This window comes from Bacillus sp. FSL K6-0972, assembly GCF_037976035.1.
In the GTDB taxonomy this organism is placed as follows: Bacteria; Bacillota; Bacilli; order Bacillales; family Bacillaceae; genus Bacillus; species Bacillus haynesii.
In genome coordinates this window covers 3,145,010-3,166,377 of record NZ_CP150260.1, presented here as the reverse complement: position 1 = coordinate 3,166,377, position 21,368 = coordinate 3,145,010, and the positions used below count along the sequence as shown (strand labels likewise).

At 44.3% G+C, this 21,368-nt stretch carries 20 protein-coding genes, 1 pseudogene and 1 other annotated feature (1 of these 22 cut by a window edge); of the genes and pseudogenes, 14 read left to right on the top strand and 7 right to left on the bottom strand.

Features of this window, described 5'->3' with window-relative positions; genetic code table 11:
* Positions 1-131 (top strand) — a binding site (T-box leader); it begins 110 nt to the left of the window's first position.
* Positions 132-179: 48 nt separating this feature from the next.
* Both tyrS and MKX80_RS16010 read left to right on the top strand, forming a co-directional pair.
* Positions 180-1,445: a tyrosine--tRNA ligase gene (gene tyrS, locus MKX80_RS16015; protein WP_154998936.1), complete on the top strand. Its 1,266-nt coding sequence runs from the start codon at positions 180-182 to the stop codon at positions 1,443-1,445.
* A 131-nt stretch (positions 1,446-1,576) separates the two neighbouring features.
* A complete protein-coding gene (locus MKX80_RS16010) occupies positions 1,577-1,723 on the top strand; it encodes a hypothetical protein (protein ID WP_182070217.1) in 147 nt (48 codons plus the stop codon).
* Between the two features lie 49 nt (positions 1,724-1,772).
* On the opposite strand, the gene MKX80_RS16005 is transcribed toward MKX80_RS16010, so the two are convergent.
* Positions 1,773-2,192 carry an Lrp/AsnC family transcriptional regulator gene (locus tag MKX80_RS16005; protein WP_076791162.1) on the bottom strand — a complete coding sequence of 140 codons (420 nt, stop codon included), beginning with the start codon at positions 2,190-2,192 and terminating at the stop codon, positions 1,773-1,775.
* Between the two features lie 132 nt (positions 2,193-2,324).
* Here MKX80_RS16005 and MKX80_RS16000 point away from each other — a divergent pair, with 132 nt between their 5' ends.
* Both MKX80_RS16000 and MKX80_RS15995 read left to right on the top strand, forming a co-directional pair.
* Positions 2,325-3,086 (top strand): MBL fold metallo-hydrolase, encoded by a 762-nt coding sequence (locus MKX80_RS16000; RefSeq protein WP_186807233.1) that lies wholly within the window; start codon positions 2,325-2,327, stop codon positions 3,084-3,086.
* A 525-nt stretch (positions 3,087-3,611) separates the two neighbouring features.
* Positions 3,612-4,049, top strand: coding sequence for a DUF805 domain-containing protein (locus MKX80_RS15995; protein ID WP_154998923.1), 438 nt, complete (start codon positions 3,612-3,614; stop codon positions 4,047-4,049).
* Between the two features lie 261 nt (positions 4,050-4,310).
* Here the strand turns inward: MKX80_RS15995 and MKX80_RS15990 are convergent, their stop codons facing one another.
* Together MKX80_RS15990 and rpsD are read right to left on the bottom strand one after the other, a co-directional pair.
* Positions 4,311-4,541 (bottom strand): hypothetical protein, encoded by a 231-nt coding sequence (locus tag MKX80_RS15990; RefSeq protein ID WP_154998925.1) that lies wholly within the window; start codon positions 4,539-4,541, stop codon positions 4,311-4,313.
* A 350-nt stretch (positions 4,542-4,891) separates the two neighbouring features.
* Complete coding sequence (gene rpsD, locus MKX80_RS15985; protein ID WP_154998929.1) at positions 4,892-5,494, bottom strand: 30S ribosomal protein S4; 603 nt, start codon at positions 5,492-5,494, stop codon at positions 4,892-4,894.
* Between the two features lie 330 nt (positions 5,495-5,824).
* Between rpsD and MKX80_RS15980 the strand changes: the two genes are divergently transcribed.
* A complete protein-coding gene (locus MKX80_RS15980; RefSeq protein ID WP_268324533.1) occupies positions 5,825-7,525 on the top strand; it encodes a GGDEF domain-containing protein in 1,701 nt (566 codons plus the stop codon).
* A 13-nt stretch (positions 7,526-7,538) separates the two neighbouring features.
* Here MKX80_RS15980 and MKX80_RS15975 read toward each other — a convergent pair whose 3' ends face one another.
* Positions 7,539-8,033 carry a GAF domain-containing protein gene (locus MKX80_RS15975; protein WP_182070221.1) on the bottom strand — a complete coding sequence of 165 codons (495 nt, stop codon included), beginning with the start codon at positions 8,031-8,033 and terminating at the stop codon, positions 7,539-7,541.
* A gap of 128 nt (positions 8,034-8,161) precedes the next feature.
* Here MKX80_RS15975 and refZ point away from each other — a divergent pair, with 128 nt between their 5' ends.
* Entirely contained in the window at positions 8,162-8,800 is a 639-nt protein-coding gene (refZ, locus tag MKX80_RS15970) for a forespore capture DNA-binding protein RefZ (protein ID WP_043928645.1), read from the top strand.
* Here refZ and hisJ read toward each other — a convergent pair.
* On the bottom strand, positions 8,793-9,605 hold the full coding sequence (gene hisJ / locus MKX80_RS15965; RefSeq protein WP_154998643.1) for a histidinol-phosphatase HisJ: 813 nt from the start codon (positions 9,603-9,605) through the stop codon (positions 8,793-8,795). The two genes, refZ and hisJ, sit on opposite strands and share 8 nt — an antisense overlap.
* 187 nt (positions 9,606-9,792) lie before the next feature.
* On the opposite strand from hisJ, the gene ezrA reads away from it, so the two are divergent.
* Positions 9,793-11,487 (top strand): septation ring formation regulator EzrA, encoded by a 1,695-nt coding sequence (gene ezrA / locus MKX80_RS15960; protein WP_182070222.1) that lies wholly within the window; start codon positions 9,793-9,795, stop codon positions 11,485-11,487.
* A gap of 103 nt (positions 11,488-11,590) precedes the next feature.
* On the opposite strand, the gene brnQ is transcribed toward ezrA, so the two are convergent.
* Positions 11,591-12,928, bottom strand: coding sequence for a branched-chain amino acid transport system II carrier protein (gene brnQ / locus MKX80_RS15955; RefSeq protein WP_182070223.1), 1,338 nt, complete (start codon positions 12,926-12,928; stop codon positions 11,591-11,593).
* Positions 12,929-13,123: 195 nt separating this feature from the next.
* On the opposite strand from brnQ, the gene MKX80_RS15950 reads away from it, so the two are divergent.
* The 7 genes and pseudogenes from MKX80_RS15950 (at position 13,124) to MKX80_RS15920 (ending at position 20,376) form a co-directional block, all read left to right on the top strand.
* Complete coding sequence (locus tag MKX80_RS15950) at positions 13,124-14,269, top strand: cysteine desulfurase family protein (RefSeq protein WP_154998649.1); 1,146 nt, start codon at positions 13,124-13,126, stop codon at positions 14,267-14,269.
* Between the two features lie 7 nt (positions 14,270-14,276).
* A complete protein-coding gene (gene thiI / locus MKX80_RS15945; RefSeq protein ID WP_182070224.1) occupies positions 14,277-15,482 on the top strand; it encodes a tRNA uracil 4-sulfurtransferase ThiI in 1,206 nt (401 codons plus the stop codon).
* A gap of 109 nt (positions 15,483-15,591) precedes the next feature.
* On the top strand, positions 15,592-15,804 hold the full coding sequence (locus MKX80_RS15940) for an alpha/beta-type small acid-soluble spore protein (RefSeq protein WP_003184396.1): 213 nt from the start codon (positions 15,592-15,594) through the stop codon (positions 15,802-15,804).
* Between the two features lie 133 nt (positions 15,805-15,937).
* The gene (locus MKX80_RS15935) at positions 15,938-17,536 is read left to right on the top strand and encodes an acyl--CoA ligase (RefSeq protein ID WP_268342544.1); all 1,599 of its coding nucleotides are present in this window, start codon (positions 15,938-15,940) and stop codon (positions 17,534-17,536) included.
* A 24-nt stretch (positions 17,537-17,560) separates the two neighbouring features.
* Complete coding sequence (locus MKX80_RS15930; RefSeq protein WP_154999343.1) at positions 17,561-17,989, top strand: MarR family transcriptional regulator; 429 nt, start codon at positions 17,561-17,563, stop codon at positions 17,987-17,989.
* A gap of 137 nt (positions 17,990-18,126) precedes the next feature.
* Complete coding sequence (locus tag MKX80_RS15925; protein WP_268342864.1) at positions 18,127-19,749, top strand: MFS transporter; 1,623 nt, start codon at positions 18,127-18,129, stop codon at positions 19,747-19,749.
* A 2-nt stretch (positions 19,750-19,751) separates the two neighbouring features.
* Positions 19,752-20,376: pseudogene (locus MKX80_RS15920) on the top strand (HlyD family efflux transporter periplasmic adaptor subunit).
* A 63-nt stretch (positions 20,377-20,439) separates the two neighbouring features.
* Here MKX80_RS15920 and MKX80_RS15915 read toward each other — a convergent pair.
* Positions 20,440-21,237: an NAD kinase gene (locus MKX80_RS15915; protein WP_154999340.1), complete on the bottom strand. Its 798-nt coding sequence runs from the start codon at positions 21,235-21,237 to the stop codon at positions 20,440-20,442.
* Between the last annotated feature and the right edge of the window lie 131 nt (positions 21,238-21,368).

The window sequence follows — 21,368 nt, the reverse complement described above, 5'->3', positions numbered from 1 at the left end:
TTTGCGAAAAAAGCCTTTCGGGCTTTGTGTAGCAGAAGAACGGAAGCTTTTCCGTTATCAACGAGAGTGAAAAGAGCGCGGCCATGCGTTCTTTTAAGCAGGGTGGTACCGCGATTTTTATCGTCCCTTCGTTTTTGCGAAGGGGCGTTTTATTTTTGGAAAAAAGGAGCTAATTGATGATGACACACTTACTTGATGATTTGTCCTTCAGGGGACTGATTCAGCAGCAAACCGATGAAGCAGGCTTGAGAGAACTGCTGGATTCAGAGAAAATCAGCTTATATTCCGGATTTGATCCGACAGCTGACAGTCTGCATATCGGACACCTGCTGCCGATTTTAATGCTTCGCCGCTTCCAGCTGGCCGGACATCGTCCGATTGCACTCGTAGGCGGAGCAACGGGCCTGATCGGCGATCCGAGCGGAAAGAAAGCGGAGCGCACGCTGAACAATGAAGAAATCGTCCGCGAATGGTCACAGAAAATCAAAAATCAGCTTTCGCGTTTCCTTGATTTTGAAGCTGATGAGAATCCGGCGATCATGGCGAACAACTATGACTGGATCGGCAAAATGAACGTCATTGATTTTCTGCGCGATGTCGGCAAAAACTTCGGAATCAATTACATGCTTGCCAAAGATACGGTAAGCTCCCGAATCGAGACGGGCATTTCTTATACTGAATTCAGCTACATGATCCTGCAGTCTCTCGATTTCTTGAATTTGTACAGAAACAAGGAATGCAAGCTGCAAATCGGCGGAAGCGACCAGTGGGGCAATATCACATCAGGCCTCGAGCTCATCCGCAAATCCGAAGAGAATGCAAAAGCTTTCGGATTGACGATTCCGCTTGTGACAAAAGCAGACGGCACGAAGTTCGGAAAAACGGAAGGCGGCGCGATCTGGCTTGATAAAGAGAAGACGTCAGCGTATGAGTTTTATCAATTCTGGATCAATACCGACGACAGAGATGTCGTGAAATACTTAAAATACTTCACTTTCTTGTCCAAAGAAGAAATTGAAGATCTCGCTGAAAAAACAGAGACAGCGCCTGAAAAACGCGAAGCGCAAAAGCGCCTCGCCGAAGAAGTGACCGTTCTTGTACACGGCCGTGAAGCGTTTGAGCAGGCCGTCAACATCTCAAAAGCACTCTTCAGCGGAGATATCAAACAATTGACAGCTGAAGAAGTAAAAGTCGGCTTTAAAGGGGTTCCTTCACTCGAGCTCGAGAAAGCGGATGAACTTCCTCTTGTTGAGATACTCGTCCAATCAAAGCTGTCTCCGTCTAAGCGCCAGGCGCGCGAAGATATCACGAATGGCGCGGTATACGTTAACGGAGAGCGCCGCACCGATGTTGCGGACGTCCTCACCGGCGACGACCGCATCGAAGGACAGTTTACCGTCATTCGCCGCGGTAAAAAGAAATACTTCCTGCTGACTTATAAGTAATCAAAAAACTCTTGCCAAACGGCAAGGGTTTTTTTGTGTCAACATGTTTCATGTATGTTCATTCAGGAAATGTCAAAAATATAGATGTAATAGGTAAAGCGTTTCCATCGTTGAAGAGGGAGGAATGTAGCATGAACCTGTTCATTGCAGCCAAAGAAAAATTTATGGAAGATTACCACAAGCAGCTGGAAACGGAACGAAAACAAGAGGCGCAGCAGTCAGCTGACGGATACAATCAATTGAATCAGACGGAAAATGCAGCAAAGCGGCTGAAGTAGAGGGTCTTTAGGGCCCTCTTTTTTATAAAAAAAGCGGACGGCTGATTCTTCACACGCCCGTTTTATTAATAACGATCGACAGTTTATAATTTGCATGATGGTTTAAGTCTGTTAAAAATTGATCCAACAGTTGATTTGACGGAAACTTGCATTCGAGAAGATAACAGCCGTCCCCGCTGATTTTATAGTTTTGAATGATGTATTTCTGCTGTGCTTTGATAAACGAAAGATAAGGCTTATGGTAAGTGCTTTTTGTATAGATATTGATAAAAGCGTGAATAAAACACCCGAGTTTGACTTGATTCACTTTTATGGTATAACCTTCAATCACTCCTTGATCCTCTAATTTTGCAACCCTTGATGAAGCCGCCTGGCCTGTCAAATGAACTTTCTCTCCTAATTCCTTCATGGTCATCCGGCTGTTTTTTGATAATTCCTCTATGATTTGCCTGTCTGTATGATCGAGCATTTCATCAAATCCTCTCAAAAGAACGTTTTTCAAAAATCAAGTCAAACGCTAAAAAGACTTGACTATATCTATTTAAATGATGATCGGTCATAGTATAAACTAATCGTAAATAAAAGGAAAGGCATGATAACCATGAATATTCAACAAATTCGAAATGCAACATTAGCCGTCAAATATGCTGGCAAAACATTTTTAATAGATCCGATGCTGGCTGAGAAAGGCACTTATCCTCCTTTTCCGAACTCAGCAAGACAAGATCAAAACAACCCTTTGGTCACCCTGCCTGTATCAACCGACGAGCTCGTCAAGAATACAGACGCAGTCATCGTCACTCATCTGCATTTAGATCACTTTGACGATGCTGCCAAAGATCTGTTGCCGAAAGAAATCAAACTGTTTGTCCAAAATGAAGCAGATGCTGAGGAAGTGAGAAAAGCCGGTTTTCAAGATATAGAGGTTTTAACAAAAGATACGGTGTTTGAGGGGATTCAATTAATCAAGACAAAAGGCGAGCATGGACGAGGAGAGATATTAAAGCTTGCCGGAGAAGTGTGCGGCGTTGTCTTCAAGCACTCAAAGGAGAAAACGCTGTATGTAGCAGGTGATACGGTTTGGTATGAAGGTGTCCGGGAAGAAATCGCTGCGCATCAGCCGGACATTATAGTCGTTAACGGAGGAGACAATCAATTCTTTGAAGGAGGGTCTCTCGTCATGGGGAAAGAGGATATTGCTGAAGTCTATCACGCCGCTCCTGACGCCACAATCATTTCCAGTCATATGGAAGCTGTCAACCATTGGACTTTATCACGTGACGAATTGAAGAGCTTCATTCATGAAAAAGGAATGTCCTCACGTGTTCTTGTGCCGAATGACGGCGAATCTTACACATTTTAATATATGAACGGTCAAAGCCGTAAAAAACAGACAGTGAACTTCTGTCTGTTTTTTGACGTCTTCTTCGAGAATAAAGATCAATGCCTCCGGCGGGATTCGAACCCGCACTCCTTCCGTAAGCATAGGCTAGGGGAGAACACGCTTCCCTACGGACTTTTACCGACAGGAATTCCACCTGTCTCAGCTATTTGCTTTTCGGTGCTTCTGAAACCCTTGCCTTGCGACCCGTTCCTACAATGTTTTACGGCGCTCTTCCCTTCTAGAGCTACAGAGGCGAAATGAATGATTCATATTATACAGAAGCAATGGTTAAATGGGAACTGAATTTTGTAAAGGAACCATCATTTTTCCTATAGATATGACTGTAAGCTCAAAGTCCAATTAGAAAAAATGTTCTTTCTGAACAGGCTTCAAAAAATTTAATAATTGGGGATCACCTTTCAAGTAAATGGTCGAAAATGATATTTTATGGTATAATTCATATGTTTTTCGCAAATTTATAGATTTGACAGTGGAGGAAATTGTATGAAATGGTATTGGAGAGGCTTGAGGAATTATGCGAATTTTGAAGGGAGAGCAAGACGAAAAGAATATTGGTTGTTTCATGTATTTAACGGCATCATATGTTTTATTTTATTCATCTTATCATTAATGATAGTAAGTTTATTTATTTCAGGAATCATGACAGCTGAAGGATATGACAGATATCAAGTAGGCTATATCATTGGATATGGCGGGGGATTCCTCGGGTACATTCTGATCTTTATTTATCAGTTGGCTGTTTTGGTGCCCTCTTTGGCTGTCAATGTCCGCAGGCTGCATGATACCGGAAGAAGCGGCTGGTGGATTTTAATTGGCTTTTTGCCGATTATCGGTGCTGTCATTCTGCTGATTTTTTACTGTCAGGCTGGCGAAGCAAAAGAAAATCAATATGGACCAAATCCAAAAGTAAATGTATCGTAAATTGCACCCCAATTGTTAGAAAATCATCTGGCGATTGGGGTTTTTTATATACTGAAGAAGACCGAAGGGGGGGGCAAATCTTTGGAGTCTGTTACATCTGCCAGCATTTCCGAAGAGTGTTTGGCGTATCAACCTCAGTAACGATACCGGAGAACAGTCAAATGGGCGAGGCTAAAACAAAAGCAGGCGATGAAGGTGTGGTATCGCGAGGCGGATCTCGGCCCTCCTAGAAGCCTCTCCTTTAAGACTTCCGGGAGCTTTTTATAAATAAATCGCACACCACCCCGCTAAAACCCCCATAACAAAGTAGTCATTGCTGTCCATTTTCTTGCCGTGTTTAACAAAGACATTCAACGCCCAATTCAGTTTAGTGCCATCAGCCGTCTTTGTAACCCATTTTTTGCTGATATTGTAGTACATGACCTTGAAAAGGGCGAATAGGGCTGAACAGAACAAGTAGAACAAGACAAACTTGCCCAAAAACAAAAGCATTTATTGGTCACTCCCCCGTTTTCATACTCTAACCAACGATTTGATTTTACCGAAAATGTGTATAAGAGAAAAGGAGACGTCTATCATATCTTGCTCGTGAGAAGATACTTTGCAAGAAAAATCATCTCTAAAAAAACCAACTCTTATGAGCTGGGTCCGTTTTATTCCGGCGGACGAATTTCGAATCAGGATGAATATGATCACAGATATCAGAATCATCAGGATCTAAATCATCCCGGCTTATCAGCAGCCAGAATCAACGGGGAAGAAAGAAAACAAAAAACCCTAGAATCGTTGGTATATCAACAATCCTAGGGTTTTTGCCAATGCTCTTTAAAGAGCATTTTCTATTAACGAGAGTAGAACTCAACGATCAACGCTTCGTTAATCTCAGCAGGAAGCTCAGAACGCTCTGGAAGGCGAGTTAATGAACCTTCAAGCTTTTCAGCGTCAAAAGTCAGGTATTCAGGAACAAAGTTGTTCACTTCAACCGCTTCTTTAACGACAGAAAGGTTTTGAGATTTTTCACGAAGTGAAATCGTTTGGCCAGGTTTAACTTGGTAAGACGGGATGTCAACGCGGCTTCCGTCAACAAGAACGTGACCGTGGTTTACCAATTGGCGTGCTTGGCGGCGAGTACGCGCTAGGCCAAGACGGTAAACAATGTTGTCAAGGCGTGCTTCAAGAAGAATCATGAAGTTTTCACCGTGTTTACCAGCCATTTTCGCAGCTTTGTCAAAAAGGTTGCGGAATTGGCGTTCGTTCACACCGTACATATGGCGAAGCTTTTGCTTTTCTTGCAATTGCAAACCATATTCTGATAGTTTTTTACGCTGTCCCGGACCGTGAGGACCTGGTGCGTAAGGACGTTTTTCTAATTCTTTACCCGTACCGCTTAAAGAGATGCCTAAACGACGGGATATTTTCCAACTTGGACCTGTATAGCGAGCCATAATGTGACTCCTCCTTCGGTTTTATTTTTGTGAAAATAAAACCCATCTGTTCAATTCAGCCATGTCCATTTTGTTTTCATGTATCCTCGCTCCAGCAGCAAAGAGTTACACGATACACCTTAATAGATAAGGAACAAAATGAAACACAGAAGCAGAACAAAAAGGCTGCATTATTTCACACAAAGAAGATTATATAATGTCCGCCGGGCAAAGTCAACCATTCATAGGCCGTCCCAAAAAGAACAGACTGTTTATAAGTATATAGTCCTGTTTTTGTGATATAATCATGAAAATAAAATACATAAAACGGATTTTATTAAGGTGATGACCATGAATAAACAAACTGAAGACCTATATCAGTCTTTTCATCAGAAGCTGTTACAATTTTTTTTGAAAAAGCCGGCCGTCTCGTACGACGACTCTGTTGCCTGGCTAAAAGCGGCAGCAGAGTCATTTTTTTCGTTCATGTCTCTAACATTGCATCCTTCTTCAAAACTGCAGGGATCGAGAGGCAAAAGCGGTCCGATCAGCCGAGTTAATGATTATTATACCATTATAACAATAGAAGAAAACAGCAAATATATAGAACTTTCGTGTCAAAAGAATCATAAAGTACCAGAACGTCTCCCTGAATCCATCCGCCTGTTTTTAATGCATTGTCTGGAGCTTGATGAATTATTTCGTGATGAACTCAAGAAAACAAAGATTTATGAAAAGACGGAGCTGCTGCATGAGCTGATGGATCAGGGGCAGGTGCTCAAGACAATGCTCGAAAGTTTAAGGGATGTTTTTCCTTTTTTGACATATTGTCTTTTCTTGTCATACGATGAGGATCAATACATTAACCTTCCAGCGATAGAGTTGGATGTGCAAAGCGAATCGACCGATTCTTTTGCCCTGGATGCATACTTATCAGAACAGGTGAAGAGCAAAAATGAAGCGGAAGTATACATTCCGATTAAAGGTCGGCAGGGAACGTATGGCGTTTTGAAAACTTTTGGACCAGGAGCTGCCGATATGGCAGCAGATATATGCATTATTTCGAATGCGGCAGGGAAAGCATTTGAAAACTCACGACTTTACGAACAGTCGCAGAATATGATTTCAAATTTAGAGCTGATTAATGAAACATCACATCAGCTGAACCGGACGAAACGCCTCCCGGATATGATGAAGAGCTTGTCAGAAAGGCTGATCAGTTCATTCGGAGCCGAAGAGGTAGGCTTTTTTTATAAAAATCACTTGGGCGAGGAAACCCTTCTGCCGGGAAGCACCGGTTTTTTTCAGACGGATGCGGCTCTTCCATACATCCGCTATGTCAAAGAGAAGATTTCAGAGGAAAACGGGGTGTTTGTCGGAAACGGTTCTTCGTTTTTTGGGAATGAAGGGTATGCTTCATTAATGGGCGTTCCGATGCTGGAGAATAATGAAAACAAAGGATTTGTCATCGTGTTGAAAAAAAACGCCTGCTCCTTTTCATTTGAGATGTTTAAGCTGTTTCAGACGCTGATCAGGCATTCCACGCTCGCCGTATCGAATTTGATGCTGCGCGACCGGCTGAAGTATCTTGTTCAGACAGACCGTTTGACAGAGCTCTACTCGAGAAGCTATTTGGATGAGAAAATCGGGTACAGTATGAAATCGGACGAGAAAGGTGTGCTCGTATTGATCGATATCGATGATTTTAAACAGATTAACGATACGTACGGCCATCAGAAAGGCGATGATATTCTCATACAAGTGGCCCGGGTGATCCAACGAAACATCCGAGACCAGGATGTCGCAGCAAGGTGGGGAGGAGAAGAGCTTGCGGTATACTTGCCGAAAGCAGGGCTGAACGCCGGTGAAATGCTTGCTGAGAGGCTGATTACGCTTGTCAGTGAATGCACTGATCCAAAGGTGACGATTTCGGGCGGGGTATCCCATTGGTCTCAGGATCGTCCGAAATCTTTATCCACCCTTTTTAAAGAAGCGGATATCGCGCTGTACAATGCAAAGCGGAACGGGAAAAACAAGTTTATGACACATTAAAAAAGAGCCGGATTTACCGGCTCTTTTCGCTTAAACGCTCCCCAAGCTTCTCTGTGAACTTTCTCAAATAATACTCATCTGTTTCATCGAAGCGGTTTTTAATCGGGCTGTCGATATCGAGCACTCCGATGATGTTCCCGTCAACTTCAAGCGGAACTACGATTTCGGATTGGGATGCCGCATCACAGGCAATGTGCCCGGGGAATGCGTGCACATCCTCAACGCGCTCGACACGGCCTTTTGTATAAGCGGTGCCGCAGACGCCTTTCCCGAACGGGATTCTTACGCATGCAGGAAGTCCCTGGAACGGCCCCAGCACAAGCTCACCGTCTTTGGCAAAATAAAAGCCTGCCCAGTTGACGTCTTCCAATGATTGATACAAAAGAGCAGAGGCGTTTGCTGTATTGGCGATCATATCAGGTTCGCCTTCTGTCAGCGCATCGATTTGTTTGAGGAGAAGCTCGTATTTTTTTTCTTTGCTGCCTTCTGTTTTTTCGACATGAAACATTATATTTCCCTCGCTTTTTCTTTGAAATGGCAAAAACGCGCTTGCCGTGATGCTATTTGTCGAGCACTTTTTACAGGAACAACTCCGCTTGAAGTGGAATTGTTTTAAGTAAGAAGGGGTGAAACAAGATGGGATCAAACGCTATTTCAACCACGAAGGACAGGATCATCGAATCTGCCGTGGAGCTGTTCAACCAAAAAGGTTTTTCAGGAACTTCCGTCCGCGAAATTGCCCGAGCAGCCAATGTCAATGTCGCCCACATCTCCTATTATTTTAATGGAAAAGGCGGTTTAATGGAGCATTTAGTATCCCGTTTTTATGAAGGCTATTTAAGAATCCTTGAAAAGGGTCATGAACGCCTTCAGGATGCAGGTGCAACGGATTGCCTTCTTCAATTGGTTTTTGATATTCTATCGTATCAGCATGAGCACCGTCAATTAACTCGGTTTGTCTATCGCGAAGTCACGATTGATTCCACACTGAATCGTGAAGTGATGTCGACATATTTAACAAAAGAAAAGTACATTCTCCATCTGATCATTGAAAAGGGAAAAGAGGACAACGAATTTTCCCGTTTTCCCCTTTCCCATTTTATGATTCAGCTGAAGTCGCTTTTAATGATGCCTTATCTGCAGCCTCAATATATTTCAGAAGTGCTTTATGTACAGCCACACGAGCCGTACTTTTATCAGGCGTATTACAAGGAAGTCAAAACATGGCTTCTCAGTCTGTTGTACAGAGAGCGTCGGCAAGCCGCCGTTATTTAGCAAAGCGGCTCTCAAAATGTTCGTAACCAAATCCGGCATCCTCTGCTTGGTGGGCGTCAGACCCAAAGACAAGCGGGATGTTTTTTTGTTCCGCTTCTTTTATCATCCATTCTTCCATATAGATGTCGCCAGCATATGGCTTGCGGAGGCCGGCTGTATTAAAGTCAAGTTCGAGACCGCGTTTTGCGGCTTCATTCAGACAGGAGGAGACCGAATTTCTGACGCTTTCTGACATCGTATACGGAAACAGCTTCACAAATTTTTTCGCAAGCGTGATGTGGCCGATTCGTTTTGGCTTAAATGCTCCCAGCGGTGATACAATGGAAGAATAGATTTCGTCATAATAGGCGAGATAGACCTGTTCTATGCTGCCATAGCAGTCGATCAGCTGCTGAAACGCTTTTTCATCGTAGTCAAGACAGATGTAAGAAGATCCGGCCGGCAAAAAATGAACGGAAAGAATGCTGTCGTCAAGATGTGTGCCGTATTGATCAAGAAAAGCTTTGATTTCGTGTTCAAAGGCGCGGATATAATCAACTTCAAGACCGATCAAAATATCGAGCTGTCCTTTGTATTCTTCCTTCAGTTCGGTCAGCCGTTCAATATAGCGGTCCAGCTCGCAGATCGGCATGGCGCTGTCTTTCTCCGGAGTCGGATCAATGAAAGAAGGCGGAAGCGGTGCATGCTCAGTAAAGGATACAGATCGGAAGCCTTTTTTGCATAATTCTTCTATATAATATCTGAATTCGTCTTTTGATCCGTGCGGACAAAAGGGAGAATGAACATGACCGTCTCGTTTCAGCATGATGTCACCCCGTAAAAAAATAGTCAGATGTTGTCACTTTGATGTAAAAAAATTAAAAATTCTGCTCAAAAAATGTTGGTTACATGGTATCATAAGAACAATGAAAACGATAGTTTAACTTCATTTTTACATAACAATTTCAAATATCATACCCTGACAGAACAGATAAACAGCAAGGGGGCTCATTATGGAGTTTGTCATTGGCTTACTGGCGTTATTTTTAATCTTATTCGCTACGGGCTACTTATTCAGAAAAAATATATATAAAGAGATCGACCGTTTAGAAGCTTGGAAAATCGAAATCATGAACCGTTCGATCGTGGAAGAGATGTCAAAAATCAAGCATCTGAAAATGACGGGGCAGACTGAGGAATTCTTTGAAAGGTGGCGCCGGGAATGGGATGAAATCGTCACCTCGCATATGCCCAAGGTTGAAGAGCTTCTGTTTGAAGCCGAGGATTGCGCCGACAAATACCGTTTTCAAAAATCGAAACAGGTGCTCGCGCATATTGAGAATCTTTTATCAGCGGCTGAATCCAACATTGAAGACATCTTAAAGGAAATCGCCGATCTTGTCTCAAGCGAAGAGCAGAACCGCAAAGAAATCGAAGAGGTAAAAGAACGGTATACAAAAGTGCGGAAAAACCTCTTGGCATACAGCCACCTGTACGGAGACCTCTATGCGAAAATTGAAGCCGACCTCGATACCGTGTGGGAAGGCATTAAACAGTTTGAAGAGGAAACAGAAGGCGGAAATTACATAGAAGCCAGAAAGGTGCTGCTTGCCCAAGACCGTTTGCTTGAAGAGCTTCAATCATACATAGACGATGTGCCGAAACTGCTTGCAAGCTGCAAGCAGACCGTTCCGCAGGAACTCGCCAAATTGAAAGCCGGCTATCAGGAAATGATCGATAAAGGGTATAAGCTCGATCATATTCAAGTGGAGAAGGAGCTCGAAAACCTTTTGAAAGAATTGAAGCGCGCTGAAGATGCACTTTTGGGCGAGCTTGATTTAGAAGAAGCTGCCGCCATCGTGCAGATGATTGATGAAACGATCCAGACACTGTATAACCAGCTGGAGCATGAAGTCGAAGCGGGGCAGGAAATTTTGGGCAAAGTGCCTGAGCTTGCCGCTGCATTGGAAAAGCTTGAAGCCTCCAAAAAGAATACCGAAGCTGAAACTGAGCTCGTCAAGAAAGGCTACAGACTGACCACCGGCGAACTGGAGAAGCAGCAGTCATATGAAAAGCGCCTCGAAATGGTCGAAAAGCAGTTCGAACAAGTGAGAGAAAGGCTTGATCAGAAACATGTCGCCTACTCGCTGTTAAAAGATGAGCTTGCCGATATCGAAAAGCAGATGGAAGCCGCTCAACGGGAGCATGACGAATACAGGGACATGCTGCAAATGCTGAGAAAAGAAGAGCTTCAGGCAAGAGAACTTCTCAAGCAATTGAAACAGACGATCAAAGATACGGCGCGCAGCCTGGAGAAAAGCAATGTTCCAGGCATTCCGGAGGCTATAACCGAAAAGATCCGACAGTCACAGACGACAGTGCAGAAAGTGACAGAACAGCTGAATGAGCTGCCGCTGAACATGGATGCGGTGAACGAACGTCTTCAAGAGGCGGAACAGCTTGTCACAGAAGTGAAAACAAAGACGGATGAACTGGTTGAAATGGTTTTGTTGATCGAACGCATCATTCAATATGGCAACCGCTTCAGAAGCCAGGACCGGATCCTTTCCGAACAGCTGAAAGAAGCAGAAAACTGCTTTTACGCATATCAGTATGAAGAGGCTTACGACATTGCCGCCAGAGCAGTGGAAAAAGCGTCGCCTGGAGCAGTGGCTCGGCTTGAAGCGGACGCGAAGCAGCCTGAATAAAGCAAAAACCCGGCACGTGAAAATGCGTGCCGGGTTTTTTGTCTAAAGCTGCAATAAAAGAAAAAAACAGCCCTGTTTCTGAACAGGGCTGTTTTTGCAAAGATCAGCTGACTTTCTTTAATTTGTCCTTCGGAGAAGCGATAAAAAATGTCACAATGTAACCGATCACTGCGCCGATAACAGCCGGAACGACCCAGCCTACACCCATGCTGAACAGCGGGATGTTCGCTTTTAAGATATCGTTAACCGGACCGAGCGGGATTTTCGCCGCGTTTAATCCGTCGATGATGCTCAGAATTCCCGTTGGGATAAGGGCGCCGATATAGACCTCGCGCCGTTCATCAAACAGCTTGTCAATGAATGAGAGCAAAACGACGACGATCGCAAGTGGATAAATCGCCGACAGAATTGGTACGGAAAACGAGATGATTTCCGTCAGTCCGAAATTGGCAATCACTAGGCTGAAAAGCGTCACGATGATGACAACAGCTTTGTAAGATAGCTTCGGAATCAGCTTTGAAAAATACTCTCCGCAAGAAGAAACGAGTCCGACGCTCGTCGTCAGACAGGCGAACAAGATCGCGATGCCGAGCACGGCATTTCCAAGCGAGCCAAACAAATACGCGGAAGCTTTGGACAATATTTCGCCGCCGTTGTCGAGCGAACCGACGGTTTCAACGCTTGTCGCTCCTAAATAAGCGAGAGAAACATAAACGAGTCCGAGTCCGACTGCAGCGACGATCCCCGCTTTGATGCATGAAGCGGCAATTGACTTTGGATTTGTGACGCCGCGGTCTTTAATCGCCGTAATGACGACAATTCCAAAAACGATTGAAGCGATCGCATCCATCGTTTTATACCCTTCTAAAAATCCGACAAACAGAGGTGCAGATTGATAGGCTTCTGTCACAGATCCGATGCTGCCCATCGGGGTGATAAACGCTTTGATGACTAATATTGCGATTACAGTCAATAATATCGGTGTTAAAATTTTACCGATACGGTCAACAAGTTTGCTTGGGTTTAAAGCCAAGAAATAAGTGATCCCAAAAAATATCAGGGTAAAGATAAACAGATAAAGACTTGATGAATGTTTTCCTAAAAACGGCTCAACCGCTATGACGTATGAAACGTTTCCTGTCCTCGGAATAGCAAACAAAGGTCCGATCGTTAAATAAATGCTGACGATTAATATCGTGCCGAAGACCGGATGGGCTTTGTCAGCTAGGCCTTTTGCACTCCCTTTTAGAGCAACCGCAATGACGCCCAATAACGGAAGGCCGACGCCTGTCAGCAGGAATCCGATAATAGCCGGCCAAACATTCTCTCCGGCAGCTTGACCAAGCTGGGGAGGAAAAATCATATTTCCCGCTCCGAAAAAGAGGGCGAACAGCATTAGCCCAATCGCCGTCGTTTCCTTAGCGGATAGTGAAGTTTTCATTAAAAAGACCCTCCTGGTTGTTTTGTTTAAATTTTCTGTCAATTTATTTTCGTGATATAATATGACAAAAGTCCAAAGACTATTATATTTTAAAAATCAGAGAAGTCAAACATTTATTTTTAATTTTCAATTACAAGTTGATATGATAACATATACAGTCATGAAAAAGAACGTTCATTTTTAAAGGAGTAGATCATGATTTATCTTGATAATAGTTCAACAACAAAACCATATCCTGAATTATTACAAATTTATGAACAAGTAAATCAGCGCTTCTTCGGCAATCCGTCGTCGCTGCACCGCCACGGTATTGAAGCGGATCAATTGCTTTCTGAAGCGCGGAAACAGATCAAAACGGCGCTTTCGCTAAAAAATCATGATATCGTGTTTACGTCCGGCGCTTCAGAAGCCAATAACATTGCGCTTAAAGGCATTGCGTTAGCACATGCGCAAAGAGGAAAGCATATCATTGCTTCCTCCATTGAACACCCGTCTGTGACGGAATCCTTGGAGCAGCTGAAGACGGCCTTCGGCTTTGAGGTTACATATCTTCCTGTCGACGGCTGCGGATTTGTTTCGCTTGAAGACTTGAAACAAGCGCTCCGCAAAGACACGATTCTGGTGAGCATCATGCACGTCAACAATGAAACAGGCGTCATCCAGCCTGTGGAAGACATCGGCAAAATCGTAAAAGAAAACACAAGGGCATACTTTCACGTTGATCACGTTCAGGGCATTAACAAGGTTCCGCTGGACATCTCCGGTGCAGACATTGACCTTTGTACGATATCAGGCCACAAGTTTCACGGCTTAAAAGGAACAGGGGCGCTCATTCTGAACGAACGGATCTCGCTTTTTCCTTTGATCTCCGGAGGAGAACAGCAGAACAACAGGCGTGCCGGAACTGAAAATACTGCCGGCGCCGTTACGCTTGCAAAAGCGATCAATATGTCAAAACAGGATTATAACCATTATATAGAAGAAATAAAGGCGGCAAAATCGGCTTTTATCAAGGAGCTAAAAGAGCTAAAAGGTGTTATATTAAATACGCCGGAAGAAAACAGCGCGCCGCATATCATCAATTTTTCCGTGCCGGGATTGAAGGCTGAGGTCCTTTTGCATATGCTAGAAGAGCGGGATATTTTCGTATCGACGACATCAGCATGCTCTTCAAAACAGCATAAGCCGAGCAAGGTGCTTTTAGCAATGGGAAAAGGTGAAGATGCAGCCGCAAGCAGCATTAGAATCAGCATGACGTACCGGGATAATCAGGAGATTGTCGGCCCGTTTATGACGGCCTTAAAAGAAAGTTTACACAAACTAAAAGGAATTATGAGGTAGAGGCACAATGAATGAAGACTACATTTTAATCAGATTTGGCGAAATTTCAACAAAAGGAAAGAACAGAAAGCTTTTTGTCGATCGCCTGAAAAGAAATATCAAAATGGTCTTGCGCGATTTCCGCAAGGTCCGTTATGAATCAACACGTGACAGAATGACTCTCGTATTAAACGGAGAAGACGCGGAAGCTGTAATGGCCCGTCTGAAGCACGTTTTCGGCATCCAATCGTTCAGTCTTGCCGTGAAGTGCCGGACAGATCTGGAAAGCATTAAAGAGACAGCGCTCGCGTCTGTTCAAGAACAATACAAGCCCGGGGATACCTTTAAAGTATCGACGAAAAGGGCTTATAAGCAGTTTGAATTAAATACAAATGAGATGAATGCCGAAATCGGCGGACACATTTTGCGCAACACCGATGATCTTACCGTTGACGTTCACTCCCCGGACATCCATTTGCGGATCGAAATTCGGGAAGATGCTACGTATTTGACATTCCGGGATGAAAAAGGTGCGGGCGGACTGCCGGTCGGAAGCGGAGGAAAAGCGATGCTTATGATATCCGGCGGAATCGACAGCCCTGTTGCCGGGTTCTATGCCATGAAGCGCGGGCTGGAAATCGAAGCCGTTCACTTCTTCAGCCCGCCATATACAAGCGAGCGGGCCAAGCAAAAAGTGATCGATCTCACTAAGCGACTTACGGCTTTTGGCGGAGACATCAAGCTTCATATCGTTCCGTTTACAAAAACCCAAGAGCTCATTCAAAAGCAGATTCCCGAGAACTATTCCATGACGGCGACGAGAAGACTGATGCTGCAGATCGCCGATAAACTGCGCGAACGTCATAACGCGCTGGCCATCTTTACAGGGGAAAGCCTCGGCCAGGTGGCAAGCCAGACACTTGAAAGCATGTATGCCATCAACGCGGTCACGAACACGCCGGTTTTGCGCCCTTTAATCGGCATGGATAAGACGGAAATCATCGAAAAAGCGAAGGAAATCGATACGTACGATATCAGCATACGTCCGTACGAAGACTGCTGCACGATCTTTACGCCTTCTGCTCCGAAAACGCGTCCGAAAAAAGAAAAAATCGAACACTTTGAAAGCTACACAGATTTCGAACCGCTCATCAACGAAGCTGTGGAAAATACGGAAACGATTGTTTTGAGCAGCAAAGCGGAAACGAAAGATCAATTTGCGGACTTTTTCTAAAGGAATTCATTAAAACGCCTTTGTCTGTTTTTGCATACAATTACCAAACATTCTTTGTATGAAGTCATGTGTTTTTACACAATCTATACTCACAAGGAGGTGAGAACACATGGCTCAAAACAACAGACAAAGCAGTTCTAACCAACTATTGGTTCCTGGTGCTGCTCAAGCTATCGACCAAATGAAATTCGAAATCGCTTCTGAATTTGGCGTTAACCTTGGAGCAGAAACTACTTCTCGTGCAAACGGTTCAGTTGGAGGAGAAATCACTAAGCGTTTAGTTTCTTTCGCTCAACAGCAAATGGGTGGAACACAACAATAATTAAAATTAAAAAGCAATGGATAATGGGTGGGGTTTAATCCCCACTCTTTTTTATGTTCTGCAAAATAGGCATTTCGGAATACAATTGTATGAAAGGATTATGTATAATAAAAAGATGGCACAAGACAAGGAGATGGAAGGGTTGAGAAGAGAAGATTTGATTGCGCCGGAAAAGTATAATGCGGTTGATGAAATTGAAAAATTTAAATCTTCCCGCGATAAAACCGCATTGATTTGGGAAGATGAATCAGGGCGTCAAGTTTCATGGACCTATGAAGAATTGATTGAAAAGGCTTACAAAATCGGCGGCATATTGACCCGTTCTGGACTGAAAAAAGGTGACAAGCTTATGGTGATGATGCCGCGGATACCGGAGACGTATGCCGTGTACATGGCCATTTTAAAAGCTGGAATGGTGGTCATCCCATGTTCCGAAATGCTCCGGGCGAAAGACTTGGATTACAGGATCAAGCATGCCGGCGTTAAAGGAGCCGTCGTATATTCAGCCTTTCTTGATGCTTTTTTAGATGTTCATTCAAAAGATGAACTGTCGTTGTTTGCCGTCGGAGAAAGCAGCGAAGGGTGGATCAATCTGCTCGAAGAAATGAATCAGGCCGTTGCAGCGGATTTTCAAGCGGCTGATACATCACGCGATGACATCGCATTTTTATCTTACACATCCGGTACGACCGGTCAGCCAAAAGGAGTTGTACATACACACGGCTGGGCTTATGCTCACTTAAGAACGACAGCTTCCGCATGGCTTGATATTTCAGAAGGGGATCTCGTCTGGGCGACAGCAGGGCCGGGCTGGCAAAAATGGGTATGGAGCCCGTTTTTAGCAGTGCTCGGCAGCGGTGCAGCCGGCTTTATCTATCACGGAAAATTCACGCCGGAAACGTATTTGCGGCTGATTGAGCGCCATCAAATCAATGTGCTGTGCTGTACGCCGACAGAGTATCGGTTCATGGCGAAAGTCAATGATTTGTCCCGCTTTGATCTGTCTTCTCTGCACAGCGCTGTTTCGGCCGGGGAGCCGTTGAACAGGGAAGTCATTGATACATTTAAAAAGCATTTTCATATTGCTGTGCGGGACGGATACGGACAAACGGAAAGCACGCTGTTGGTGGGGATCTTAAAAGGAATGAAAATCAAGCCTGGCAGCATGGGAAAACCGACGCCTGGAAACCTGGTTGATATTATAGACGAGAATGGAAAGAGCTGTCCGCCGGGCGAAACGGGCGATATCGCCGTCCACTTAAGCACGCCGGCTCTCTTTAAAGAATATTACAAAGATCAAGAACGAACGCTCCGCCAAAGAAGAGGGGATTACTTTATAACAGGGGATAAGGCGCGAAAGGATGAAGACGGCTATTTCTGGTTTGAAAGCCGCAATGACGATGTGATCATCAGCTCAGGATATACAATCGGCCCGTTTGAAGTTGAAGATGCGCTGATCAAGCATCCTGAGGTCAAAGAATGTGCAGTTGTGGCAAGCCCTGATGAAATCAGGGGATCGATCGTGAAAGCATACGTTGTCTTAAAGGACCGATCCCGTGGGAATGAACACCTGATAAAGGAATTGCAAAACCATGTGAAAGCCATGACGGCCCCTTATAAATACCCCCGGGAGATAGAATTCATCGATGAACTGCCGAAAACGCCTTCGGCGAAAATCAAGCGCTTTGAACTAAGACAACGGGAAATCGCTCTTAAAACGAAAGCTGAATAACCACACAAGAGGGGGGAATATCCGTTGGGGCATGACTCACTCCGAAACATCGAGAAAGAAATCGCGCTTTTAGTCCGTCTGACGACGGCCTACAGTCCGCGGTTTGGAAGTCTGGACCGCTCGGAATATCTGCTGTTAAGCGAGCTTGATAAGCAAAGTCCTCTTGCCATCAACTCGCTGGCCGAAACCTTAATGCTGAATCTTTCGACAGCAAGCAGACAGGTTTCAGCTTTGGAACGGAAAAAGCTCATCAGGCGTTTTCCTGATCCCAACAACGGCCGGATCAGCCTTGTGGAAATGACTTCGGAGGGCATTGATGCTCTGAAAAAAGTGCAAAAGGCCCGCTATCATGTATACACGGAAGTTCTTCAAGACTGGACAGAAGAAGAACTGAACACGTTGGAAACTCATTTGATCAGACTGAATCAGGATTTTAAAAAGTGGAGCAAATAAGCGGCTAAAGGCTGTTGGTCAGACGATCATCAGCCTTTTTCTTTTGAATCGGTTGATTTATTGGAAGAAGGATGTATAATTAACTTGCATAATACAACTTGTAATATGAAATATATAAATCGAAAGGAGGAGCATTTTTGAGTCAATCCGATGTGACAATTCAAAGCTCTAAAAAAGTGGGCATTCCGAAATATTTGATCATTTCGGTTTTAACGATACTGGCCATTGGGCCGCAATATTTTCTCAATCTTTCCTATACGCTGAGCCAAGCTGTCATTCAAAACGGACTTCATTTGTCACCGGACGATATGCGGATTCCGTCTATTTTGACAAACCTTGCTTTTGCTCTCGGTGTTCCGCTTGGACGTATATTTTCAAGGAGATTCGGGATTCGGAACAGCTACCTGACCCTCATTACTTTATTTCTATGCGGTTCACTGATTGACGCACTTTCAACAGGTTTGTTTTCGCTTCTTATCGGAAGGGTGATACAGGGACTAAGCGCCGGGATGTTATTCTTGACGATTCTTCCTGTCAAATTGATTTCGTTTCCCAACAAGGTCCGCAATTTGTTTTTGTTTTTCGTCATTAGCGGATTGTTCGGCGCTTCAGCAATCGGGGCGGTGTTTGGTTCCCTGTCATTGAGCGCGGATGCATGGCGCTGGGTGTTTATATTAAATATTTGTTCGCCTGTCCTTTGCCTCGTGATCGGCTTTTTTTCTTTGCCAAAACAAACAGCGGAAGAGCGGGAGCATCATGCGATTGATAAGACGGGAGTATTTATGCTCTCATTGCTCATGATTGTTTTGGCGGTGCCGCTTATCAATTTGCAGAAGACGGGTGTTCACTCTTTTTATGTGTGGCCGTTCTTTTTGGCTGGATTCATCATCTTGGCGTTGTTTATCATCACAGACTTTCGCGCCCGGGATCCGCTTGTGCCGTTTCATTCGCTGTGGTCTGCAAAAGCTGTTTCCGGGACGGTTATGGCCGTTGCCTCACACATTGCACTCATTGTTTCTCTTGCCGGGATAAACGGATTTTTGGAAAATATTGCAGATGCTTCTTTTGAAAGCCTGACGCGCTTTTATATGTGCTTTTTCGCAGGGATTTTAGCTACTGCCGTGCTCAGCACGCTTTTATATGATCATTTTGGCGCCGGATTGCTCGGCTGTATCGGCGCTTTGGAGATGATCATCGTCGGTATGGAATGGAGATCGGTTCAACCTGGTGTTTCGATGGAGTCGTTATATCTTCATGCTGTTTTGCTGGGTAGCGGCGTCAGCATGGTATTGGTGTCGGGAGCGCTGGGCACGGCGCTTGCAGGAAATATTCATCAAGCTTCAAAACGCTCGGTTTCGCTTCATTTTATCCGCAATTTCGCCGGGGCCTGGGCTGCACCGGTGATCGGCTGGTTTGCTTCTATGAAGAATGCTGTGCACTACGAGACGATAAGGGGACATATCAGTGAAGCTGATCCTGAAATTCAGCTGGAATTGTCAAAAATGATTCGTGATTTTGTCAGTAGCGGGCTTTCTCTTGGTGATGCGAAAAACATGGCGGCCTATACGATTGTTGCGAATGCCAGAAAAGCTTCAGCACTCGGCGCATATCACGATTTGTTTACGATACTGCTCTGGCTAAGCGTAATTATGTTTGCGGCTTCAATTGGAAAGGCAGCGACCGGAAAGGGAAGATCGCTCGTTCAGAAGCGCCTTCATCTCCCCGATCCTTCAGCAAGTCAACAAAAGGAGATAAGATAAACATGAGTAAAGGACGTTTAGTGATCATCAATATGATGGGGTTTAGCGCTTATCGCTGTATGCGGATATTACTATTATCAAAATGAATATTATGTCACGACAGATGAAGCAAAGGTTTCCGCAAATATGACAAAAATAACTGCGCCTGCTTCCGGGAAATTAAGCGGCTGGGATGTAAAAGAAGGTGACCAAATATCAGACGGCGACAACCTCGGAAAAATATCCGACGGTCAGCAGTCGGTAGTTGTCAAAGCCATTTCTGACGGAACACTCGTCAAAAATACAGCCGTCAATCATAAAATCGTAAATGCGGGGGACGTCATCGGCCAAACTGCCGATATGGATAGCCTTTATATTACGGCTCATATTAAAGAAACGGAATTACGCGACATTGAAAAAGGCGACAAAGTGAACATCACAGTCGACGGGGACCGTGATGCAACGTTTGAAGGGAAGGTCGAAGAGATCGGATATGTGACAAATTCGGTATTTTCAATGCTTCCGGAAATGAAGACAAGCGGAGACTATACGAAAGTCACCGAGAAAGTTCAAGTCAAGATTTCGATTCAAAATCCGTCCGCCAAAGTGCTGCCCGGCATGAATGCGGAAGTGAAAATTTCGTTATAAGCACCCGCAAAAAAGAGCAGGACGATATCGGCCTGCTCTTTTTTAATGAAAAGGTTTTCAAAATTATAGAAATGTGCGCCTTACTTTTTCCCAGAATGAATTGTCTTTTAATTTAATGGTTTTGATCATCTTGCCGGAGAGGCTGACTTCGACTTCTTTCACATGCATCGTACTGAAGGCTTCATTATCAAGGCCGATGATCGGATAGTCGTTCCCGTCTTGGACGATTTTTAATGTCAGCTTTCGATCGGCGCTTAAAATAAACGGCGAGCCGAGCGTTCTGTATGTGTTGTTGTTCAATGAAGCGAGCTCTGTCACCTGTATGCATGGAAGCAGCGGATCAACGATTGCCCCTTCAACCGATTTGTTATAAGCGGTGCTTCCGGTCGGAGTGGACACGATCATTCCGTCCCCCCGGAATGTTTCAAAATGAAGATCATCAATATAGACGTCCATCACAAATGTTTTAATAATGCTTGAACGGATGGATACTTCATTCAGACATTGAAAACTTGTCCCATCAACGGTTACATCGATCAGAGGATATTTTCTGACCTCGATTTGCTCAGAGTTTGTCGCTTCAATCATTTTATCGGTATCATGTATATTAAAATCCGCATACAAATGAGCTTTCCCCTGTTTTGCCACGCCTACGTACAGGCAGTCATCTCTGAAATTCGTCTTTCGAACCGCCTGCAAAAATGTCCCGTCGCCGCCGATGCTTGCGATAATATTGGCTTCATTGTGATGGTGAACGACGCGAAATCCGTGTTCTTCGGCAAGCTGCTTCAGTTTTTTGCACTGCTCGTCGGTTTCTTCGCTTTTCTTGTAAAAGAAATAAATGTTTCGGCGGTCTGTCACAATCCATTCTCCCCTTTGTCTGTTAAGTTTAGATTTTTCTGCCATCTAACATCTATGTTAAAATGACCTGTGACCCTTAGTTTACCATGTCCAAAAACTTCTTGTATATGAAGCAGCATCATAATGAACTT